Annotated in this window: 15 protein-coding genes; 5 read left to right on the top strand and 10 right to left on the bottom strand. The window is 63.3% G+C overall.

What is annotated here, in order from left to right:
* Window positions 1–43 precede the first annotated feature (43 nt).
* The gene (locus NTZ43_05770; GenBank protein ID MCX5766713.1) at window positions 44–1,561 is read left to right on the top strand and encodes a CoA-acylating methylmalonate-semialdehyde dehydrogenase; all 1,518 of its coding nucleotides are present in this window, start codon (window positions 44–46) and stop codon (window positions 1,559–1,561) included.
* A 71-nt stretch (window positions 1,562–1,632) separates the two neighbouring features.
* Here the strand turns inward: NTZ43_05770 and uvrA are convergent, their stop codons facing one another.
* Complete coding sequence (uvrA, locus tag NTZ43_05775) at window positions 1,633–4,470, bottom strand: excinuclease ABC subunit UvrA (GenBank protein ID MCX5766714.1); 2,838 nt, start codon at window positions 4,468–4,470, stop codon at window positions 1,633–1,635.
* Window positions 4,471–4,550: 80 nt separating this feature from the next.
* On the opposite strand from uvrA, the gene NTZ43_05780 reads away from it, so the two are divergent.
* From NTZ43_05780 to NTZ43_05795, 4 genes are read left to right on the top strand one after another with little or no spacing between them, the layout of a single operon-like run.
* Window positions 4,551–6,365, top strand: coding sequence for an ABC transporter ATP-binding protein (locus tag NTZ43_05780; protein ID MCX5766715.1), 1,815 nt, complete (start codon window positions 4,551–4,553; stop codon window positions 6,363–6,365).
* 45 nt (window positions 6,366–6,410) lie between these two features.
* On the top strand, window positions 6,411–7,817 hold the full coding sequence (locus NTZ43_05785) for an FHA domain-containing protein (protein ID MCX5766716.1): 1,407 nt from the start codon (window positions 6,411–6,413) through the stop codon (window positions 7,815–7,817).
* A gap of 38 nt (window positions 7,818–7,855) precedes the next feature.
* A complete protein-coding gene (locus NTZ43_05790; protein MCX5766717.1) occupies window positions 7,856–8,575 on the top strand; it encodes a Stp1/IreP family PP2C-type Ser/Thr phosphatase in 720 nt (239 codons plus the stop codon).
* A complete protein-coding gene (locus NTZ43_05795) occupies window positions 8,568–8,762 on the top strand; it encodes a hypothetical protein (protein ID MCX5766718.1) in 195 nt (64 codons plus the stop codon). Before NTZ43_05790 ends, NTZ43_05795 begins: the two co-directional genes overlap by 8 nt.
* 161 nt (window positions 8,763–8,923) lie before the next feature.
* Here NTZ43_05795 and NTZ43_05800 read toward each other — a convergent pair whose 3' ends face one another.
* The 9 genes from NTZ43_05800 to NTZ43_05840 form a co-directional block, all read right to left on the bottom strand.
* Window positions 8,924–10,150, bottom strand: coding sequence for an HD domain-containing protein (locus tag NTZ43_05800; protein MCX5766719.1), 1,227 nt, complete (start codon window positions 10,148–10,150; stop codon window positions 8,924–8,926).
* A gap of 109 nt (window positions 10,151–10,259) precedes the next feature.
* Window positions 10,260–11,870, bottom strand: a complete 1,611-nt coding sequence (gene pckA / locus NTZ43_05805) for a phosphoenolpyruvate carboxykinase (ATP) (protein ID MCX5766720.1) — start codon at window positions 11,868–11,870, stop codon at window positions 10,260–10,262.
* 33 nt (window positions 11,871–11,903) lie between these two features.
* The gene (locus NTZ43_05810) at window positions 11,904–14,240 is read right to left on the bottom strand and encodes an NADP-dependent malic enzyme (protein ID MCX5766721.1); all 2,337 of its coding nucleotides are present in this window, start codon (window positions 14,238–14,240) and stop codon (window positions 11,904–11,906) included.
* A gap of 175 nt (window positions 14,241–14,415) precedes the next feature.
* Complete coding sequence (locus NTZ43_05815) at window positions 14,416–15,243, bottom strand: metal ABC transporter permease (protein MCX5766722.1); 828 nt, start codon at window positions 15,241–15,243, stop codon at window positions 14,416–14,418.
* The gene (locus NTZ43_05820) at window positions 15,236–16,009 is read right to left on the bottom strand and encodes a metal ABC transporter ATP-binding protein (protein ID MCX5766723.1); all 774 of its coding nucleotides are present in this window, start codon (window positions 16,007–16,009) and stop codon (window positions 15,236–15,238) included. The genes NTZ43_05815 and NTZ43_05820 overlap by 8 nt, the downstream gene beginning before the upstream one ends.
* Window positions 16,006–16,914, bottom strand: a complete 909-nt coding sequence (locus NTZ43_05825; GenBank protein ID MCX5766724.1) for a metal ABC transporter substrate-binding protein — start codon at window positions 16,912–16,914, stop codon at window positions 16,006–16,008. The genes NTZ43_05820 and NTZ43_05825 overlap by 4 nt, the downstream gene beginning before the upstream one ends.
* 61 nt (window positions 16,915–16,975) lie before the next feature.
* Window positions 16,976–18,022: a hypothetical protein gene (locus NTZ43_05830; GenBank protein MCX5766725.1), complete on the bottom strand. Its 1,047-nt coding sequence runs from the start codon at window positions 18,020–18,022 to the stop codon at window positions 16,976–16,978.
* Between the two features lie 292 nt (window positions 18,023–18,314).
* A complete protein-coding gene (locus NTZ43_05835; GenBank protein ID MCX5766726.1) occupies window positions 18,315–18,668 on the bottom strand; it encodes a hypothetical protein in 354 nt (117 codons plus the stop codon).
* Window positions 18,669–18,722: 54 nt separating this feature from the next.
* A partial coding sequence (locus tag NTZ43_05840; protein ID MCX5766727.1) for a deoxyribonuclease IV occupies window positions 18,723–18,915 on the bottom strand: 193 nt, incomplete at its 5' end.

The following is an 18,915-nucleotide window of genomic DNA, read 5'->3' on the forward strand; positions in this document are numbered from 1 at the left end:
TTCAACTATTGACCGTATACACTCCGACTAGAAGAGGGATTGCATGAGCACCGCCTCGTATTCCAATACGTCCACAGTGGGCCATTATATCAACGGCAAGGCCGTCCCGGGGAGCAGCGGGCGGCATCAGCCGGTGTTCAATCCGTCGTTGGGTGCAGCCGCACGCGACGTGACGCTGGCCACCGCGGCTGAGGTCGATGCGGCCGTGAGCGCAGCGCACGCGGCGTTTCCAGCGTGGGCTGACACGTCGCCGCTCAGGCGGGCGCGCATTCTCAACAGCTTTCTCGCGCTCCTGAATCAAAACCGCGACCTGTTGGCTTCAATGATTACCGCCGAGCACGGAAAGGTGTTCAGCGATGCGCAGGGTGAAGTCACCCGCGGTATTGAGATTGTCGAATTTGCGTGTGGTATTCCGCAGCTGCTCAAGGGCGACTATACCGAGCAGGTCAGCACGGGAATCGACAACTGGACGGTTCGCCAACCGCTCGGCGTGGTTGCTGGCATCACCCCGTTCAATTTTCCGGTGATGGTGCCGATGTGGATGTTTCCCGTTGCGATTGCGTGCGGAAACACCTTTGTCCTCAAGCCAAGCGAGCGGGATCCGTCGGTGTCGCTCCTCCTTGCCGAGCTCCTGACGCAGGCGGGGCTGCCGGCTGGCGTGTTCAACGTCGTGCAGGGCGACAAAGAGGCCGTGGATGCCCTGCTCGCGAATGACCATGTGAAGGCCGTGAGTTTTGTGGGCTCCACGCCGATCGCGCGCTACATCTACGAAACGGGTGCCAAGCACGGCAAGCGCGTGCAGGCACTCGGCGGCGCGAAGAACCACATGGTGGTGCTCCCAGACGCCGACATTCAGCAGGCGGTCGACGGTTTGATTGGTGCTGCGTACGGCTCAGCGGGCGAGCGGTGCATGGCGATCAGCGTGGCAGTCCTCGTGGGCGATATGGCAGACGAGATCATTCCGCGGCTCGCTGAGCGGGCGCGAACGCTCGTGGTGCGCGACGGCATGGACGCAACCGCTGAGATGGGGCCGATCGTGACGCGGCAGGCGCTCGAGCGCATTGAGGGCTACATCGCGCTCGGCGTGGACGAGGGGGCGACCCTGGTCGTGGACGGGCGCGGCCACAAAGTGGATGGACACGCCGAAGGATTTTTTACCGGTGGGACGTTGTTCGATCACGTCACGCCGGCCATGCGCATCTATAAGGAAGAGATCTTTGGTCCGGTGCTGTGCTGTGTTCGCGTGCCAGATCTGGCAGCAGCCGTGGCATTGATCAACGCGCACGAATATGGGAACGGCGTCGCGTGCTACACGCGCGACGGCCACGCCGCGCGCGAGTTTGCGCGCCGTGTGGAAGTGGGAATGGTCGGCATCAATGTGCCGATTCCGGTGCCGATGGCATGGCACGGCTTTGGCGGATGGAAGCGCAGCCTCTTCGGCGACATGCATGCGTATGGCGAAGAGGGGGTGCGGTTCTACACGCGGCAGAAGTCGATCATGCAACGGTGGCCGGAGAGCATCGCGAAAGGGGCGGAGTTCGTGATGCCAACGTCTAAATAGCCGAACAGCGGCCACCGACGATTTATGTCGGTGGCCGCTGTGCGTCATGCGTTCGAGGCGCGTGCGAGTTGCTACCGCCCGCCGAGCAACGGCCCCAACCACCGCCCCGTATGCGACGCCGCCACCTTCGCCACCTGCTCCGGCGTCCCCTGCGCCACGAGCCGCCCACCACCGTCGCCGCCATCGGGGCCAAGGTCAATCACCCAATCGGCGAGCTTGATCACGTCGAGATTGTGTTCGATCAGCACCAGCGTGTGTCCCGCGTCCACCAGGCGGTCGAGCACCGTTGACAGTTTGAGAATGTCCTCGAGGTGCAATCCAGTGGTGGGCTCGTCCATCACATAGAGCTTCTTGCCGCTCTTCTTGGAACTCTGAATCAGCTCGCGCGCAATCTTCAGACGCTGCGCTTCGCCGCCGCTGAGCGTGGTGGCGGGCTGGCCGAGTCGCAGGTAGCCGAGTCCCACTTGCTGCACCTGCCAGAGCGCCTGGCCGAGTTTCTCTTCGTGCGGAAAGGCGCGAATGGCTTGGTCCACGGTGAGGTTGAGAACCTCTACAATCGAACGTCCGCCCACTTTTACGTCGAGCACCGCCGGCTTGAACCGTTGGCCATCGCAGTCTTCGCAGGGCACAAACACGTCGGCCATGAACACCATCTCGACTTCCAGATAGCCGGCGCCTTCACACTTTTCGCAGCGCCCGCCTTTCACATTGAAGCTGAAGGTGCTGGCGGTGTATTTCCGTTGGCGCGCGAGCGGCACGTCGGCAAAGAGCGCGCGGATGTCGTCGAACGCCTTGATGTACGTCACGGGGTTCGAGCGCGGCGACCGGCCAATGGGCTCTTGGTCAATGAGCACGACGTCGGTCAGCGATTCCCAGCCTGCAATGTCCTTGAAGGCGCCGACCTTCTCTCCTAGGTGTAGCTTGGCCGAATGCTCGCCGGTGATGCGCTGCTCGAGCGCACGGTAGAGCACGTCGTGAATCAAGGTGCTTTTGCCGCTGCCACTCACGCCGGTCACCGCCGTGAGCGCACCGATTGGAATCTTGATATCCACGCCGCGCAGGTTGTGCTCGCGCGCGCCCGTGAGGGTGAGCCAGCGTGGGCCCGCTTTGCGTCGCTTGGCCGGCAGCGGAATGGTTTTGGCGCCGGTGAGGTACTGCCCTGTGAGCGGACTCTCCGACGCGCGTGACATCGGCCCGCTGAACACCACGTGCCCCCCTTGGTCACCACTCGCGGGGCCGAGTTCAATCATCCAGTCGGCCATGCGCATGGCCTCCAGGTCGTGCTCTACGACAATGACCGTGTTGCCGCCGTCGCGGAGTCGCTTCAATAGCGCGAGCAGCCGATCCATGTCGCGCGGGTGCAACCCGATGCTCGGCTCGTCGAGCACATAGGTGGTGTCCACCAGCGAGGAGCCGAGCGAGTTGGCGAGGCCAATGCGTTGCGCCTCGCCGCCCGAGAGCGTGCGGGTGGCGCGCTCGAGTGTGAGGTAGGTGAGTCCCACGTCGCACAAGAAGCGCACACGACTCCGCGCTTCACGCAGAATGTGTGCAGCAATCGCGGTGTCGGCCGGCGAGAGTGCGAGTGCGTCCATCCACGCATTCAGTAGCTCTACGGGCATCGCGCTCGCTTCGGCAATCGTGCGTCCCGCAATCTTCACGTTGAGCGCGTCACGCGTCAGTTTGGTGCCGCCGCACCCCGCGCAGGCGCGCGCCGACTGATACCGACGCAAAAAGACGCGGATGTACTGTTTGTATTTCTTGGGCTCGAGCGACTCGAGATGCTTGATGATGCCGAGGAACCCCTTGGCCTTGCCGGTGAGCAGCTTCTGGTGCTGATCATCAGTGAGATCGCTCCAGGGCCGATCCATCGGAATCCCCTCGCGCTTGCAAAACTCGGCGAGCGCGCGGCGCTTGTTGTCGTAGCGCGGCATGGTCCACGGATCAATCGCCCCGTCGCGCAAGGTGCGAGTGGGGTACGGCACAATCAGCGAGAGCTCAAACTCCAGCGTGGCGCCAAAGCCATTGCACGTGCCGCACGCACCGCGCGGATTATTGAACGAAAAGAGCTGCGGCGACGGGGCAGGAGCCGTATGCCCATCGTTGGGACAGCGGAACGCCGTTGTAAAAACAAGCGACGTTGCCGGTTTACCGTTAACGGTTAACGGCAAACCGTTAACATCAGTTGTAGTTGAAACTATGAGCGCGGTTGCATCCCCATCCCCCTCCACAAACGCCGTCTCAAACGCATCCGTGCACCGCGTGCGCATCTCCTCGCCCACCGCAATGCGATCCGCAATCACCACCAACTCTTTGGCCTTCGCCAGATTGGTTTTTGGCGGCAGTTCGTCGAGGTGCATCACCACGCCGCCCGCCGACACGCGCACAAACCCCTTGGCCCGCAAGTTTTCGATAATCTGACCGTGCGTCACCTTGCTCGACGCGCGCAGCGGAAAGGCGATCATCACGCGCGTCCCCTCGGGGAGCTCGAGCACACGGTCGGCAGCGGATTGCGCCGAATCAGGCTTCAGCTCGCGCCCACACACCGGGCAGATGGTGTGCCCCACGCGCGCCCAGAGCAGTCGCAGATAATCGTAGATCTCGGTGGCGGTGCCGACCGTACTCCGCGAGGTGCGCGTGGGATTCTTCTGCTCAATCGCCACGGCGGGGGAGAGCCCGTCAATAAAATCGACGTCCGGCTTCTTCATCCGCTCAAGGAATTGCCGCGCATAGGCCGAGAGCGACTCCACGTACCGGCGCTGGCCCTCGGCGTAGATGGTGTCGAACGCGAGCGACGACTTGCCCGAACCCGACGGCCCCGTGATCACCGTGATCGCGCGGCGCGGGATGTCGAGGTCGATGCCCTTGAGATTGTGCTGGCGGGCGCCGCGAATCTGGATGCGCTCTTTCACTACAGGAAAACTAGCGGGAGCGCCGCAAAAGTTCCGATGGCACCCGCGCCACAACGCGGCGGCCTGATTACCATTCTTGCGTGACCGCTCCCGCCACCCCGCACGACGAAGAAGCCCTCGGCAAGGCGTTCGACCTCCGGCTCACGCGCCGGATGCTTCGGTACGTCGGCCCGCACGCGCCGCTCATGGTGGGCGCGCTGGCATTGCTCGTGGTCGCCGGCGTGTTGCAACTGGCGCAGCCCCTGCTCACGCGCCACGTGATTGACGTGGCCGTTCCCGCGGGTGATCGCACGGCCCTCCGCGGCGACGCCCTGATCTTTATGAGCGTGCTGGTGGCACAGTTCGGGAGCCAGTACGGGCAGGTGATGCTCACCACCCTGCTGGGTCAGCGCGTGATGCACGACCTGCGGCAGCAGATCTTTGCGCATCTCCAACGACTCCCCATCGCCTTTTTTGACCGCAACCCCGTGGGTCGACTCGTCACGCGCGTCACCAGTGACGTCGAAGCGCTCAACGAGCTGTTTACCGCGGGCGTGGTGGCCGGGATGGGCGATCTGTTTACGCTCGCCGCCATCGCCGGCCTGATGTTCTCCACCGATTGGCGCCTGACGCTCGCGGCTTTCGGCGTGGTGCCGTTCATCTATCTCACCTCGCACATTTTCCGAGTGAAAGTGCGCGAGAGTTATCGCGACATTCGCGCGCGCCTCGCGCGCATCAACGCCTTTCTCAATGAACGGCTTTCGGCGATGCGCATTGTGCAGCTCTTTGGCCGCGAGCGGTCGGAGGGCGAACGCTTTGCGGTGCTCAATCAACATCATCTCGATGCGCACCTGCGATCGGTGACCGTGTATGCGCTCTATTTTCCTGTTATTGAAATTCTCACCACCATCGCCCTCGCCAGTTTGATCGTGGCGGCGGCGCCCCGCGTGGGCTCGCACGTGCTGACGGTGGGGACGGTGGCCGCGTTTCTTCAACTCGCGCGGCGATTCTTTCAGCCGTTGCAGGACTTGAGCGACAAGTACAACACGCTCCAGCAGGCGATGGCCGCGTCGGAGCGAATCTTCGGCCTCCTCGACACCCCGGCCGACCCCGCTGGCTCCAGTGGCGAACCCGCCGCCCGCAGCGGGCGCCCGGTGACCGTTGAGTTCGAGCACGTCTGGTTCAGCTATGACCCTCCCGGTACCGCCGAGCCGCGTTGGGTGCTGCGCGACGTGAGCTTTTCCGCGAATCCTGGCCAGACCGTGGCGATTGTCGGTCACACCGGCGCGGGAAAAACCACCGTCATCAACTTGCTCCTACGCTTTTACGATCCGCAAAAGGGACGCATCCTGGTGGATGGCCGCGACGCGCGCCACATCTCCACCGAGGAGCTGCGCGGGCTCATTGGCTACGTGCAGCAGGACATTTTCCTCTTTGCCGGCGACATTGCCACCAACATTCGGCTCTCGAACCCCATCAGCGACGAGCGGGTCGAGGCGGCCGCCGATCGCGTAGGGGCAGGGCGCGTCATCCGCCGCCTCCCCGACGGCTACGCCCACATGCTCGGGGAACGGGGCGCCAGTGTGAGTGTCGGGGAGCGGCAGCTGCTCTCCTTTGCCCGAGCCATCGCCGCCGACCCGTCGCTCCTGGTGCTCGACGAAGCCACCAGCGCCGTGGACAGCGAAATCGAGGCCGATATTCAGCGCGCCCTCGCTGAGCTGATGGCGGGTCGCACCACGATCGCCGTGGCCCACCGGCTCAGCACTATCGCCGGCGCGGACGAAATCCTCGTGATGCATCACGGCGAAGTGCGCGAGCGGGGGCGACATCGGGAGCTGATGGCGGCCGGCGGATTGTATGCAAATCTCTATAGGTTGCAAACCGGCATATTTCCAGAGGGATATTCGGCCGCCTGAAAGTGCTTGCCACCCCCCTTTTCGGGGGGTAGTTTCCCCTCAGAGATGCCCTACATCCAGTTCAATGACCAGCAGATCGCGCTGGCCTCGGCCGACCTAACCGTTGGGGCCTTCGATGGCGCCACCGTTCGGCTACCAGGAAGCGACCCTGCCGCGCACGCCGTGCTCCGGCTTTCCGCCGACGGAACCGGACTCATCCGCCGCGGCGCCGACAGCGCCATTGTCCTGGTGAATGGCGTGCAACTGGGCGCCGAGCCCAGTCCGCTACTCCACGGCGATCGGGTGGAGTTGGGGGGCGCGTCGCTGCGCTACGGCGACGACGAGAAGGGCGGACGCACCCAGTATGTCTCCGCCGCCGATATCCCCGAAGGGTTGCGCGCCAAGTCTGTGTCCGCCAAAAAGGCCACCACTGCCACCGGCGGACGGTGCGTGTCGCTGATGGATGGGCGCGAATACACGGTGAACCCCTCGGGGCTCTCCTTTGGGCGCGAAGTCGGGTGTGACATTGTCGTCGCCACGGTTTCTGTGTCGCGCCGACACGCCGAAATCGCGGTGATGACCGATGGCTACTACCTGCGCGACCTCAGCACCAATGGCGTCTACGTCAACGGAAAGCGGGTGGAAGGCAGCCAACTGCTCAATCGCGGGGATGTTATCCAGATTGGGGAGGAGCAGTTCCGCTTCTACGCGGATGTCGCGGCGGAGGCAGCCCCTGCTGCGGTAGAGCATGCCCCTATTTTGGTGGAGCCCACCGCGCTCGCCACGGCGGCCCCCGTGGAGCTCGATTTTCAGGTCATCGCGCTGGAGGATGCCATGGCGACCGTCGCGGCCCCTCAACAGCCTCCGAAAGCCGTTTCTGCCCCCGTAGCCCCAGCGGCCCCAGCCCGCCCCTCGGCGCCTATCACCGAAGCCCGCACCGAACCTCGGCCCGCCGCGCCCCCGCTCGGAACCCTCGAAATCATCAATGAGGGCGCAATGAAGGGCGCCAAGTACCATATTGTGTCAGCGCTCACGAACATCGGGCGCGGGGCCCACAACGATATTGTCATTGCTGAGGAGAGCCTGTCGGGCTCACACGCCAAGCTCCTCCTGCGCGACGGTTCGTGGTGGCTTCAGGACCAGAACTCGACGAATGGCACCTACGTGGGTGGGCGTCGAGTGACCGGAGAACAGCAACTTTCGGGCGCTCCGGACGTGCGTTTTGGCAGCATCAAGATGATCTTTCGTCCGGCGGTCAGCGCGGATGCGACGGGTGGCTCCGGAACTCGTGCGATTGCCGCGGTGAACGTGGATGCCGCGCGAAAGGAGCGGGTTGCTCCAAAGCGGGGCGCGTCTGGACCGGTGAAGGCGCCGAACAAGAAGAAGGGGTGTGCTGCGATGGTCGCATTCTTGATGGCCTGCGCGGCCGTAGGAACCATGGGGATCGTTTTCCTTTTCACGACGCGAGGCTGATCGTGCAATTGGCGGTAGGCGCTCGCTCTGACGTCGGAATGATTCGTTCCGGCAATGAAGACAATTTTTTCGCCGAGTCGGACGAACGACGCGGCGTGTTTGTGGTAGCCGACGGTATGGGGGGTCACGCGGCGGGGGAAGTCGCGAGTGAGATGGCGGTGCAGATTGTGTCGCGCCAGCTCATGCAGATTCAGACCGTGCTCGCCGAGGATGCGGGTAAGCGCGTAGAGCAGTCGCTCAAGGACGCGAATCGCGCCATCTACGAGCGGATGCTCGCCGAGGTGGACAAGCAGGGGATGGGCACCACCGCAAGCGTGCTCGTGCTCTCCGACGATCAGTTCCTGATTGGACAGGTGGGCGACTCGCGTGTGTATCTTCTGCGCGACGGTGCGCTGCGTCAGGTGACCAAGGACCATTCGTACGTGCAGGAACAGGTGGACGCAGGGCTCCTTACACCGGAGCAGGCGCGCTACCACCCGTACAGCAACGTGATCACCCGGTGCTGCGGCGCCAACGAGAGTGTCGAAGCCGACGTGTATCGCGGCGCGGTGCTCCCGGGCGACGTATTCCTCGTGGCCAGCGACGGACTCACCGGCATGGTGGATGACCGCCGTCTGCAACAGCTGCTCCTCGCGCGCAGTGGACCCTCGCGCATCGTGGATGCCCTCATCGCCGAGGCCAATGGCCGCGGCGGACTCGACAACATCACGGCGATCGTGGTGCAAGTCGGAATGGTGGATGCCACGCAGAATGACTGACGACGAAACTGTCGCGTCGGTCGCGGAGCTCTTTCTCGGCAACATCCTTTACGCGCTGGAAAAGTGCGCGATCTCGCTTTCCGACGAAGGGAAAGAGGAGGATGCGGCATTCTACCGCGGGATTGGGAGAAGCTTGGCCGAGGCGCGGGGACGGGACAAGCAACAGCGCGTAGACGGTAAGCCGTAGTCCTTTGGCGGTTGTCCGTTGGCGGTTGTCCGTTGGCGGTTGGCCGTTGGCCGTTGGCCGTTGGCGCACACAGTCTTGACGAGCTGTCGTAGTACGCCCGCCTGTTTGCAACGGAAAACGGTAAACGGTAAACCGTCTACCGCAGTTGCCCTTACTTGCCCTTACCGCAACACCGCGTCGAGCTCCTCTCTCCGCACCGTCACCCGCTCCGCCGTGAACACGCGCAGGTAGCGCGCCGAGCGATACAGCTCATCCGCCATGCGCGGCAGATCAATCGCCCCTGGCAGCCCTTCGTGCGTGAGCTGTCGCACGCTGCCGTCGCGGCTCAACACTGGCAGATCGAGCCCAAGCATGTGGGTCTTGGCGGGGAAGTCGAGGAGCACATCGCCTTCGGCCAATCCCAGCGAGGTGGCGAGACGCCGCTCGGCGTCGCGCGTGCGGGCGCGGTCGTCGGCAATCCATTCGAGTTCGTCCATCGGCAGCTGCGCTGCTGGCGCTTCGAAAGCGCGTTTGTAGAGCCGCCGCATGCGCAGTGCCTCGAGCATCGCGCGCGTGGCATCACTCGCCCGTTGATCCAGTGCACTCAACAGCCCTTCGTCGGTGGAGCGTGCCACCACCGCGGCGTCGAGCTGCCCCGCGGCGAGCGCGTGCTCCACGAGTCGCTTATACATCGCCGTCGCACTACGGCAGGCGTGGTGCCAGTAGACATTGCGGTACATCTGGTACTTCGCGAACAGCAGCGACTCGAGCGCGCTCAATCCCTTGGCGCGCACGCCCACGCGTCGATGGCCCGTGGCGGGGTCGTCGAGCAGGACGAGCGCGTGAATAAGCCGATCCTCGTCAATCTCACCGTACGGAACGCCGCACATCATGGCGTCGCGCTTGAGATAATCCATTTTGTCGAGGTCGAGCGATCCACTGATTAGTCCCTGCAACGGACTCGGGCTCTCGCCGCAGATGAGCGCAAACACGCGCTCCGGTGCATCGGCGCCGATGGCACTCCGCAGCACCTCGGCTACGGCCCCCTCGGTGATCAGCGGGCGCGAGAGCGCTTCGTGATGCGGCAGCCCCACTTCTTCGAGCGCATGCGAAAACGGATAGTGCCCCACGTCGTGCAACAGCGCGGCGGCAGCCACGACGGTTGGTTCGTCGGTGGCAATCCCGTCGAGTTGCCCACTCTCGCGCAGTTCGTGCAACGCACGCTTGGCCAGGTGATAGGCGCCGAGTGCGTGCTCAAAGCGGGAATGCGTGGCGCCCGGGTACACCAGATGCGCGAGCCCGAGCTGGCGCACATAGCGTAGCCGCTGCATCACCGCCGTGTCGAGCAGTCGCTCGGCGATGGCATCAACGCGAATGTTGTTCCAGAGCGGATCGCGAATGGTTGGCACGGCGGTTGGGATGGGGGAAGGGGAGGTCGCGGGCCAAGCCCACGCCCTCCCCTGATGGTGCGTTACGAACGGTGCAGAATCAATTGATCAACCTGTGATCAACCTTCGATCAACCTTTTGGGCCGGCAGCGAGAATTTCTGCCGGCACCGCGTCACCGAACTTCTTGATATTGTCGCGGAACATCTGCGCGAGTTTGGCGGCCTGCGCATCGTACGCGGCGCTATCGGCCCAGGTGCCGCGCGCATCGAGTACGCCGGCCGGCACGTTTTCAATTCCTTGCGGCACGCTCAGGCCAAATACCGGATCCACCTTCACCGGCGCGGCATCGAGCTTGCCGGCGAGCAACGCACGCACCATCGCGCGCGTGTGCGAGAGCTTCATGCGCGCGCCGGTGCCGTAGGCGCCACCGCTCCATCCGGTGTTGACGAGCCAGACCTTGGCGTCGTGCTTGGCCAGCAGTTCGCCGAGCATCGTCGCGTACTTGGTGGGGTGCCACACCAGGAACACCGCGCCAAAGCAGGCGCTGAATGTGGCTTGTGGTTCCGTGACGCCACGTTCGGTGCCGGCCACCTTGGCCGTGTAACCAGAGAGGAAATAGTACATCGCCTGTTCGCGCGTCAGGCGCGCAATCGGCGGAAGTACACCGAACGCGTCGGCGGTGAGGAACACGACGTTCTTGGGGTGCCCGCCGCGTCCGCTCGGCACGTGATTGCGAATGTAGTGGAGCGGGTACGACGCGCGCGTGTTCTCGGTGATGCTCTGGCTCTCGAACTTTACCTGCTTGGTGATCTCGTCGAGCTCGACGTTCTCGAGGATGGTGCCGAACATCTGCGTAGTGGCATAGATGTCGGGCTCCTGCTCCGGCGAGAGGTTGATCACTTTGGCGTAGCAGCCGCCTTCAAAGTTGAAGGTGCCGTTCTCGCTCCAGCCATGTTCGTCGTCGCCAATGAGGCCACGTTCCGGGTCGGCACTGAGCGTGGTCTTGCCGGTGCCAGAGAGGCCGAAGAACAGCGCGGTGTCGCCCGCGGGGCCGATGTTCGCCGAGCAGTGCATCGAGAGCACACCCTGCTTGGGAAGCAGGTAGTTCATCACGGTGAACATCGCCTTCTTGAGTTCGCCGGCATAGCGCGTGCCGCCAATGAGAATCATCCGCTTGGCGAGATGCAGCACGATGAAGGTGCTCGTGCGCGTGCCGTGCCGAGCGGGGTCGCCCTGAAACTCGGGGGCGTGCAGAATCGAGAAGTTGGGCGCAAAGCTGGCGAGCTCGGCGATCTCCGGGCGGATGAACATGTTCCGCACGAAGTTCGCGTGCCAGGCGTTGGGCGTCACATAACGGCAGCTGAGGCGGTAGTCAGGATCGGCGCCGCAGTAGAGATCTTCGACAAACAGTTCGCCCTGCCCGTTGAGGTGCCCGCGCACATCAGCGAGCAGGATGTCGAAATGCGCATCGGTCATGGGCTGGTTCACCGCGCCCCAGTCCACGTCAGCCTGCGAGGTCGGCTCCTGCACCACGAACTTGTCCTTGGGCGAGCGACCCGTGTGCGGCGTGGTCACCGCCACGAACGGGCCGCCTGAAGCAAACACCCCTTCCTGTTTCCGTGCGGCAGCGAGCGCCAATTCAGGCGCCACAAGATTCCAGTGCACCGCACCTGAGGCCTTGATGCCTTGCTCCGAAAGTCCGTGCGAGCTCTCGCGGGAGAGCGGGGTAGCCGTAGCCATTGGACGAGGATTCCTGAATTTGAGAGGTAAAGTTTAGCGCGCCGCGCCAGCCGGCTCGCTGGCCGGTGTTGCGACAGATACGTTCGAGTGTCCGTTGCCGTTTCCGTTGCCGTTATTGGCGCGCGTGCGCCATTGGGCGTCGATCACCGCGACGGCGGCCATGTTCACGATCTCCTGGACGTCGGCGCCCTGCTCCAGCACGTGCACCGGATGGGCCATACCGACGAGGATGGGGCCGATCGCCGTAGCCCCGCCCAGCTTGGTCAACAACTTGTACGCGATATTCCCTGCGCTCAGGTTCGGGAAAATCAGCACGTTCGCTTCGTCCTTCAGCTTGCTGAACGGATAACGCGACGCGAGGATCTCGGGCGTAAACGCCGTATCGGCCTGCATTTCGCCATCCACAATCAGCTGCGGACGCCGTTCGCGCAAAATCTCCACGGCGCGCGCCATCTTCTCGGCTTCGGGGTGTTTGACCGACCCGAAGTTTGAGAACGACAGCATGGCTACTTTCGGCACCTGGCCAAAGTTGCTCACAAGGCCAGCAGCGGAAATCGCGATCTGCGCGAGTTGTTCGGCGGTGGGATCAATGTTTACCGTGGTGTCGCCACAGAAGATCACGTGCTTTTCAAACACGAGCATGTACAAGCCGCTGGCGAGCCCGACGTTCGGGTGGGCGCCAATCACTTCGAGCGCTGGGCGAATAGTCTCGGGATAGTGCTTACCGAGTCCGCCAACCATGGCGTCGGCATCACCGACACCGAGCATCGCGCTGCCGTAGTAGATCCCCTTGTACAGGCGCTGATGCGCTTCGGAGAGCGAGAGGCCTTTGCGCTGCCGCTTTTCCCAGAGGAACTGGGCGTAGCGGTCGCGGTGCTTGGACGTGCCGGGGTCTTCAATGCGAATGCCGGTGAGTGGCACCCCGTTGGCCTCGGCGAGTTCGCGAATCGCGGACTCGCGTCCGAGCAGAATGGGGTGTGCAATGCCTTCGTCCACCAGCTGCTGCGCGGCGCGAATGATCTTGAGGTCTTCCCCCTCGGGGAACACGACGCGCTTGGGGTCGTGATGTGCACGGTTCATGATGCCGCGCATGATGCCGCGGGCGCGTCCGAGGCGGCCTTCGAGCTGCTCGCGGTAATCATCGATGTCAAACACCTGATTCGCCACGCCACTCGCAATGGCGGCCCACGCCACGGCCGGCGCCACCCAGAGGAGGGCACGCGGGTCAAACGGGAAGGGAATCAGATATTCGGGACCGAACTTCACGTTTTTGAGCCCGTAGAGCTGGCTCACCGTGTCCGGTACATCTTCCTTAGCCAGCGCGGCCAGCGCGCGCGTGGCGGCCATCTTCATTTCTTCGTTGATCGTCGTGGCACGCACGTCAAGTGCGCCGCGGAAGATGAACGGAAAACAGAGCACGTTGTTAATCTGATTCGCAAAGTCGCTGCGGCCGGTAGCCGTGATGGCATCGGGGCGCACCGCGCGTACGTCTTGCGGGAGAATCTCAGGGTTCGGATTGGCGAGCGCAAAGATGATGGGGTGATCGGCCATCGGCTTGATCATGTCGCCCGTGACCGCACCCGCCGCGGAGAGCCCGACAAACACGTCGGCTCCCACCAAAGCGTCCGTGAGCGTGCGCTGCGTGAAATTGCCAGCGAAGCGCTGCTTGTACGGATCCATGTGGCCGGCGCCGCGCCCGGCGTGAATAACGCCTTCGCGGTCGCACATGATGATGTTCTCGCGCAGCACGCCGAGGCGCACATAGTGCTCCGCCGTGCTGATCGCTGCGGCGCCCGCGCCGGAGAAGACCACGCGAATCTTGCCGAGTTCCTTGCCCACAATCTCAACGGCATTCAGGAGCGCGGCGCCGCTGATGATCGCCGTGCCGTGCTGGTCGTCGTGGAAGACGGGAATCTTGAGCGTCTTGCGAAGCTCTTCCTCAACATAGAAGCAGTCGGGTGCCTTGATGTCCTCGAGGTTGATGCCGCCCACGGTGGGCTCGAGGAGTTGGCAGAACTTCACCACATCTTTGGGATCTTCGCTCCCGACTTCGAGATCGAATACATCGATATCGGCAAACTGTTTGAAGAGATTGCCTTTGCCTTCCATCACCGGCTTGCCCGCCAGGGCGCCGATGTTGCCGAGCCCGAGTACGGCGGTGCCGTTGCTGACGACCGCGACGAGGTTGCCCTTGGCGGTGTACTTGTAGGCGTCTTCGGGATTGGCTTGGATTTCGAGGCAGGGCTCAGCGACTCCCGGCGAGTATGCGAGGCCGAGGTCGCGCTGGTTGCTTAGTGACTTAGTGGGGACAACGGCGATCTTGCCTGGCCGGCCCTTGGAGTGATAATCGAGCGCATCTTGACGTTTCATAGTGGTACAAAGATAGCGGACAAGTGGGCCGGATGGAGTCAGGGATTCGGCGTTTATTCGGGGGAGAAAATCCGAGTCCCACCCCCTGTGACTGGTGCAGCGAGGGGAGACGCGAGAGGACGGCGGACACGCGGAGTGTCGGCCGTCCTCGGTGTGCCGCGCTGTCAGGCCAGGCTTAACGGGACTGCAGTCGGCGCGCGCACCAGGCCATGAGCGCCATCAGACTCGAACAGGCGATGATGGCGGGGCCAGAGGGGAGGTCGTACGGGATCGACAACGCAAAGCCAATGACGCTGGCGAGAATGCCAGACGTGATCGCCACGGCGAAAATGCCGCCCATGGAGCGTGCGAGCAGCAGTCCGGTGACAGCCGGCAGCACGAGGAAGTTGAACACGAGCATGACGCCGGCGAACTGCATCGCAAAGGCGATCACCAAACCGAGGGTGAAATAGAGCGCCAGGTTCCAGGCGGTGACTCGGTAGCCGAGCGTACGCGCCGTCTCACGGTCGAACGAGACAAAGAGGAACTCTTTGTAGAACACGAAGTGGATCAAGAGCACGGGGACTGTCACCGCGAGCAACACGAGCGTGTCGGCGCGTGTGATGCCGAGAATATTGCCCTGCAAAAAGATGTCGTGGGCCTCTCCGCTCGTCGCCTTGGCAATAAGCAATATTCCCGCGGCGGCCGCCGCGGCATAGGTCACGCCAATCGTAGCGTCGGGCGGCACACCGCTCTTGGCGCCAGCGCCTAGGCCAAAGAACATTGCGCCAGTGAGGGTCACGAGCAGTGACATCGCCACTGGGTGATGCGCCAGTTGCCCACTCACGCCGAGCCCGCCGAGGAACAACGCCAGCGCGATGCCAGCCGATGACAGCTGTGCCAGCGCCGCGCCGACGAAGACGATGCGCTTGAGAACGACATACACGCCAAGCACCGAGCACGCGATCCCGATGACCAGGGCGCCGTACAGTGCTTCACGAAAGACGGACAGGGTCTCAAGCATGGTCGTGGCGCCCCTGAAATGCCGTTCCACCAGCGACCACAATGCGATGCCCGTTGACGCGCTCCACGTCCACCGGAATGCCGTACATCTTCGTGAGCGTTGCTTCGTTCATGATGTCATCGACCGTTCCAATGCGGAATCCGCCTTCGAGCACCAGGGCAATGCGCTTGACGTAATTCGCGATCTCGTTCAAGGCATGGCTCACCATCAATACGGTCAGCGCATCGTGGTCATGCAGCTCTCGTACGAGCCCCAGAATCTGGGTCGTGGCCACGAGATCCATCCCCTCGGTGGGTTCGTCCAACACGAGCACTGTGGGTTCGCCCACGAGGGCGCGCGCGATGAGCGATCGCTGCTTTTGTCCGCCAGATAACGCGGAGAGCTGGTGGTGTGCCAAGTGCGGAATTCCCACATGCTCCAGCGCTTGCATGGCGCGGTTCCGGTCGTCCGCGCCAGGGCGTCGACCGAGGCCGATGCGGTCATAGCGTCCCATCATGACTACATCCAGCACTTTGAGCGGGTAGACGGAATCCACCGTCTCGCGCTGCGGCACATAGCCAAATCGCAGCCCCGGCTGCACCGCGACCGTTCCGCCGAGCGGAGCCAGCGATCCGAGAATGTTGCGCAGGATCGTGGTCTTGCCGGCCCCATTGGGGCCGACGAGACCAAGAAAGTCGCCCGACGGAATCTCGAACGAAATATCCGAGAGCACCTTGCGGCGCCCATACCCGAGCGTGGCCCGCTCAAAGCGTACCAAGGGTGTCATCGTAACGCGGCTGCGAGCATCGAGACGTCCTTCTGTAAGAGCATGAAATAATCGGGAGTGCCGGGTACGCCGCCAACGGACGGCGGGAGAACGAGCACCGTCGCGCCCGTCTGCCGTGCAACGAGGTCCGACATTTTCTTGTCGTAGAAGGGCTCCATGATGATCACCTTCGCGCCACTGGCTTTGATCGCGGCAACGACCGAGAGGAGATGCGAAGGCGACGGCGGAACCCCAGGCTTCGGTTCCATATACGCTACGATTTTCATACCGGTGTACTGCCCGAAGTAGTGCCAGCTCGTATGCCACGCCACCACGGGCTTGCCGCGAATCGACGCGAGGTCGGCCGCCCATCCTTTTTCGGTTGCGCCGAGCTTTTCCTCAAAAGCCTTTTCATTGGCGTCGTACACGGCGGCTCCCTTGGGGTCGAGCTCCGTGAACTTGGCGAGGAAGAGCTTCGCCATACGCCGCCCATTTTCCGGGTCGAGCCAATAGTGCGGATTGCCAAGCGGATGTACATCGCCTTGGCTACGATCGAGGTTGCCGGTGGGCACATCAATCACCGCAATGGCGCGCGACACATCGAGATACCCGCTGCCGCCTGGGTTCAAACGCGGGTTGCGGGCGCCGTCAAGCAACAACGACATCCAACCGATCTCAAGGTCGAGGCCCACGAACGCCCACACGTCGGCGTTGCGGAGTTGCAGCACAAAGCTGGGTTTTGCCTCGATGAAATGCGGATCCTGGTATCCCTCGCCGATGTGCGTGGCCGTAATGCGGGTTCCGCCGACGGCTTTGGCGATGTCGTAGAGGTCGGTGGTACTGGTGACCACCTTCAGCTGTGCCTGCGCCGGGGCCGCCCCAAGGGCGGCTGCGACGAGCACCGTCATCAATGTTCGTACCATCATTGCGTATAGCTCCCGGCGCTGGGCGCCGTTGGCGGGCTCAAAAGGGATTGGTGCGCACGGATCAGAAGGGATGCGCCTTGTGCGGACCCACGGCGAAGGTCGCTTGCAGCAGAATGCGGTCTTCGGCGAATCCGCCCCCCCAACTGCGACGTTCGTAGCTCGCGACCAGCTTGGAGAACTCACTGGGAAACCACTCCAGCACCCCGGAGCCGGCCGTCAGACGCGCACCGCCGAACGTCGGGTCCTGCACCGTGTCCCAACGGGCTCCGGCGTACACGCGCTGCGCGAGTTGCCAACGCGCAAACACATAGGCGCCGTCGTAGTCGCGAATCAGCGGTGCGCCGGCGGCGTCCGGATTGGCAAGCCAGCCCTTGTCATTGATCTGCCTCATCCACTCCGCTTGCAGAATGAATGACTGGTACAGTCCCTGCTGGAGCGGCTTCCACCGGTACGTCAGGTCGGCGCCCACGAGCGTCTGTCGCGCGTTCACCGCGTTCGTACCGTCGGTGGTCGTAAATCCGAGCGCTGTTTGTCGATTGCCGGTGATCCCGCTCAGCGAGAGCTCCAGGTTTGATGCTTGCGAGAGATCCCAATAGTTGCGGAGTCGCGCCGAGTAGCCGAGGCCACTGAGGTTCTTGTTGACGGCGTCGGGCGCCTGCAACGAATCCACCGCGTCGCCAAACCGGTCAATCACACTCACCACGAGTTCTTGATAAAAGCCGAATGGCGCCAATACCTGGCTCACCGACACACCCGTGCCTTTGAGGCCGTCTTCACTCATAAATTTCTGAATCACATACGGATACTCGACCGTGTGCAGGTCGTGCCGGTGCGTCACATTCTGCTTGCCAACCGGCATCAAGTAGCGGCCGATGCGCGCCTGCAGTCCCCACGGCATGGACGTCGTGGTGAGAAATGCCTGCTCAATCGCGATCTTCTCTTGGTCGTTGATGCCGAGGAACATGTCGCCGCGGAAATACGGGTCCACCACAGACTGAATGGCGAGTTCCACTTCGCGCACGCCGAGTCGGCTGCCATCGCCTTGCGTGCTTCCCTTGGGGCTCAGATCACCAACGAGGTCGCCGACGGCGCTGAAGTCCGGCAACATGCGAGGATTGGTAACTCCCTGCGGTCCGCCCACCGCGCGTGCGGGTGCGGGGGGCGCTGAGACGGTTTCGCGAACTCGCGGACAAAGGCGAGTGAGTCGGCGGTCGCCTTGGCCACGGAATCAGCCTTGGAGCGCGGCGCACTACCGGCTTGTTGAGCGCCAGCGGTCGTGGACAGCGCCACGACCGCTATACACAGTACGGATCGGAACATGTATTGGGGTGAGAAAGGATAGAGTGCCAGCCACCGCAGGTGCGGTCGCTGGGCTCGGCCAGAAGCGGCCGGAGCGGAACTCAGCCTTTCTGCGGTGGTGCTCGCGAGCGGAAGCTGGAGGTGGCGCCGCGAGATGCACCGAGCGAAACCGTCGACAACGGCGCCATTTGGAGCGCCGTGCGGGCATCGGGGAGCGTCTGACTCTTGCCGGGGGCGGCCACGAGCGTGCGCAGTTGGCAAACCGCGCATGCTTGCTCGTTGTGCATGTCGAGATGCTGGGCGCCCGGCTCTTCGACGTGCAGCACCGATGTCACGGTTCCCGGCGGCTCCCAGATCGTGGCCGACACCAAAGCGCCCTGTAGCGCAAAAAGCGCGAGGGCGATGGTGACGCGAACGATCGGACGGAGCCGACGCAGGAAACCGAGCACTAGCATTCTGTTAGAGTACGCGCCCCGAGGAGGAAACGCTAGGCGCCGACAGGTGACGGGCTATGTCGTCGCAAAGGCCCGGAGCTTGGCCAGCATCGCCCGGTCATTCGTAACCATATCATCCCCTTTGGGGGTCTCGAGCAGCTTGGGGACCGTCGCGAGGCGGGGGTCGGTCATGAGGCGCCGAAACGGCTCGTCCCCGATCATCCCTACCCCAATCAGCTCGTGCCGGTCCTTGTGCGACCCAAGGGGC

This window comes from Gemmatimonadota bacterium (genome assembly GCA_026387915.1).
Taxonomy (GTDB): domain Bacteria; phylum Gemmatimonadota; class Gemmatimonadetes; order Gemmatimonadales; family Gemmatimonadaceae; genus Fen-1231.

Bases quoted from the DNA above. Each gene is read 5' to 3' on its own strand.
- NTZ43_05785 (MCX5766716.1), top strand. From the start codon at position 6,411: ATGCCCTACATCCAGTTCAATGACCAGCAGATCGCGCTGGCCTCGGCC.
- NTZ43_05815 (MCX5766722.1), bottom strand. From the start codon at position 15,243: ATGCTTGAGACCCTGTCCGTCTTTCGTGAAGCACTGTACGGCGCCCTG.
- NTZ43_05770 (MCX5766713.1), top strand. From the start codon at position 44: ATGAGCACCGCCTCGTATTCCAATACGTCCACAGTGGGCCATTATATC.
- NTZ43_05835 (MCX5766726.1), bottom strand. From the start codon at position 18,668: ATGCTAGTGCTCGGTTTCCTGCGTCGGCTCCGTCCGATCGTTCGCGTC.
- pckA (MCX5766720.1), bottom strand. From the start codon at position 11,870: ATGGCTACGGCTACCCCGCTCTCCCGCGAGAGCTCGCACGGACTTTCG.
- NTZ43_05795 (MCX5766718.1), top strand. From the start codon at position 8,568: ATGACTGACGACGAAACTGTCGCGTCGGTCGCGGAGCTCTTTCTCGGC.
- NTZ43_05810 (MCX5766721.1), bottom strand. From the start codon at position 14,240: ATGAAACGTCAAGATGCGCTCGATTATCACTCCAAGGGCCGGCCAGGC.
- NTZ43_05790 (MCX5766717.1), top strand. From the start codon at position 7,856: ATGATTCGTTCCGGCAATGAAGACAATTTTTTCGCCGAGTCGGACGAA.
- NTZ43_05820 (MCX5766723.1), bottom strand. From the start codon at position 16,009: ATGACACCCTTGGTACGCTTTGAGCGGGCCACGCTCGGGTATGGGCGC.
- NTZ43_05830 (MCX5766725.1), bottom strand. From the start codon at position 18,022: ATGTTGCCGGACTTCAGCGCCGTCGGCGACCTCGTTGGTGATCTGAGC.
- NTZ43_05825 (MCX5766724.1), bottom strand. From the start codon at position 16,914: ATGATGGTACGAACATTGATGACGGTGCTCGTCGCAGCCGCCCTTGGG.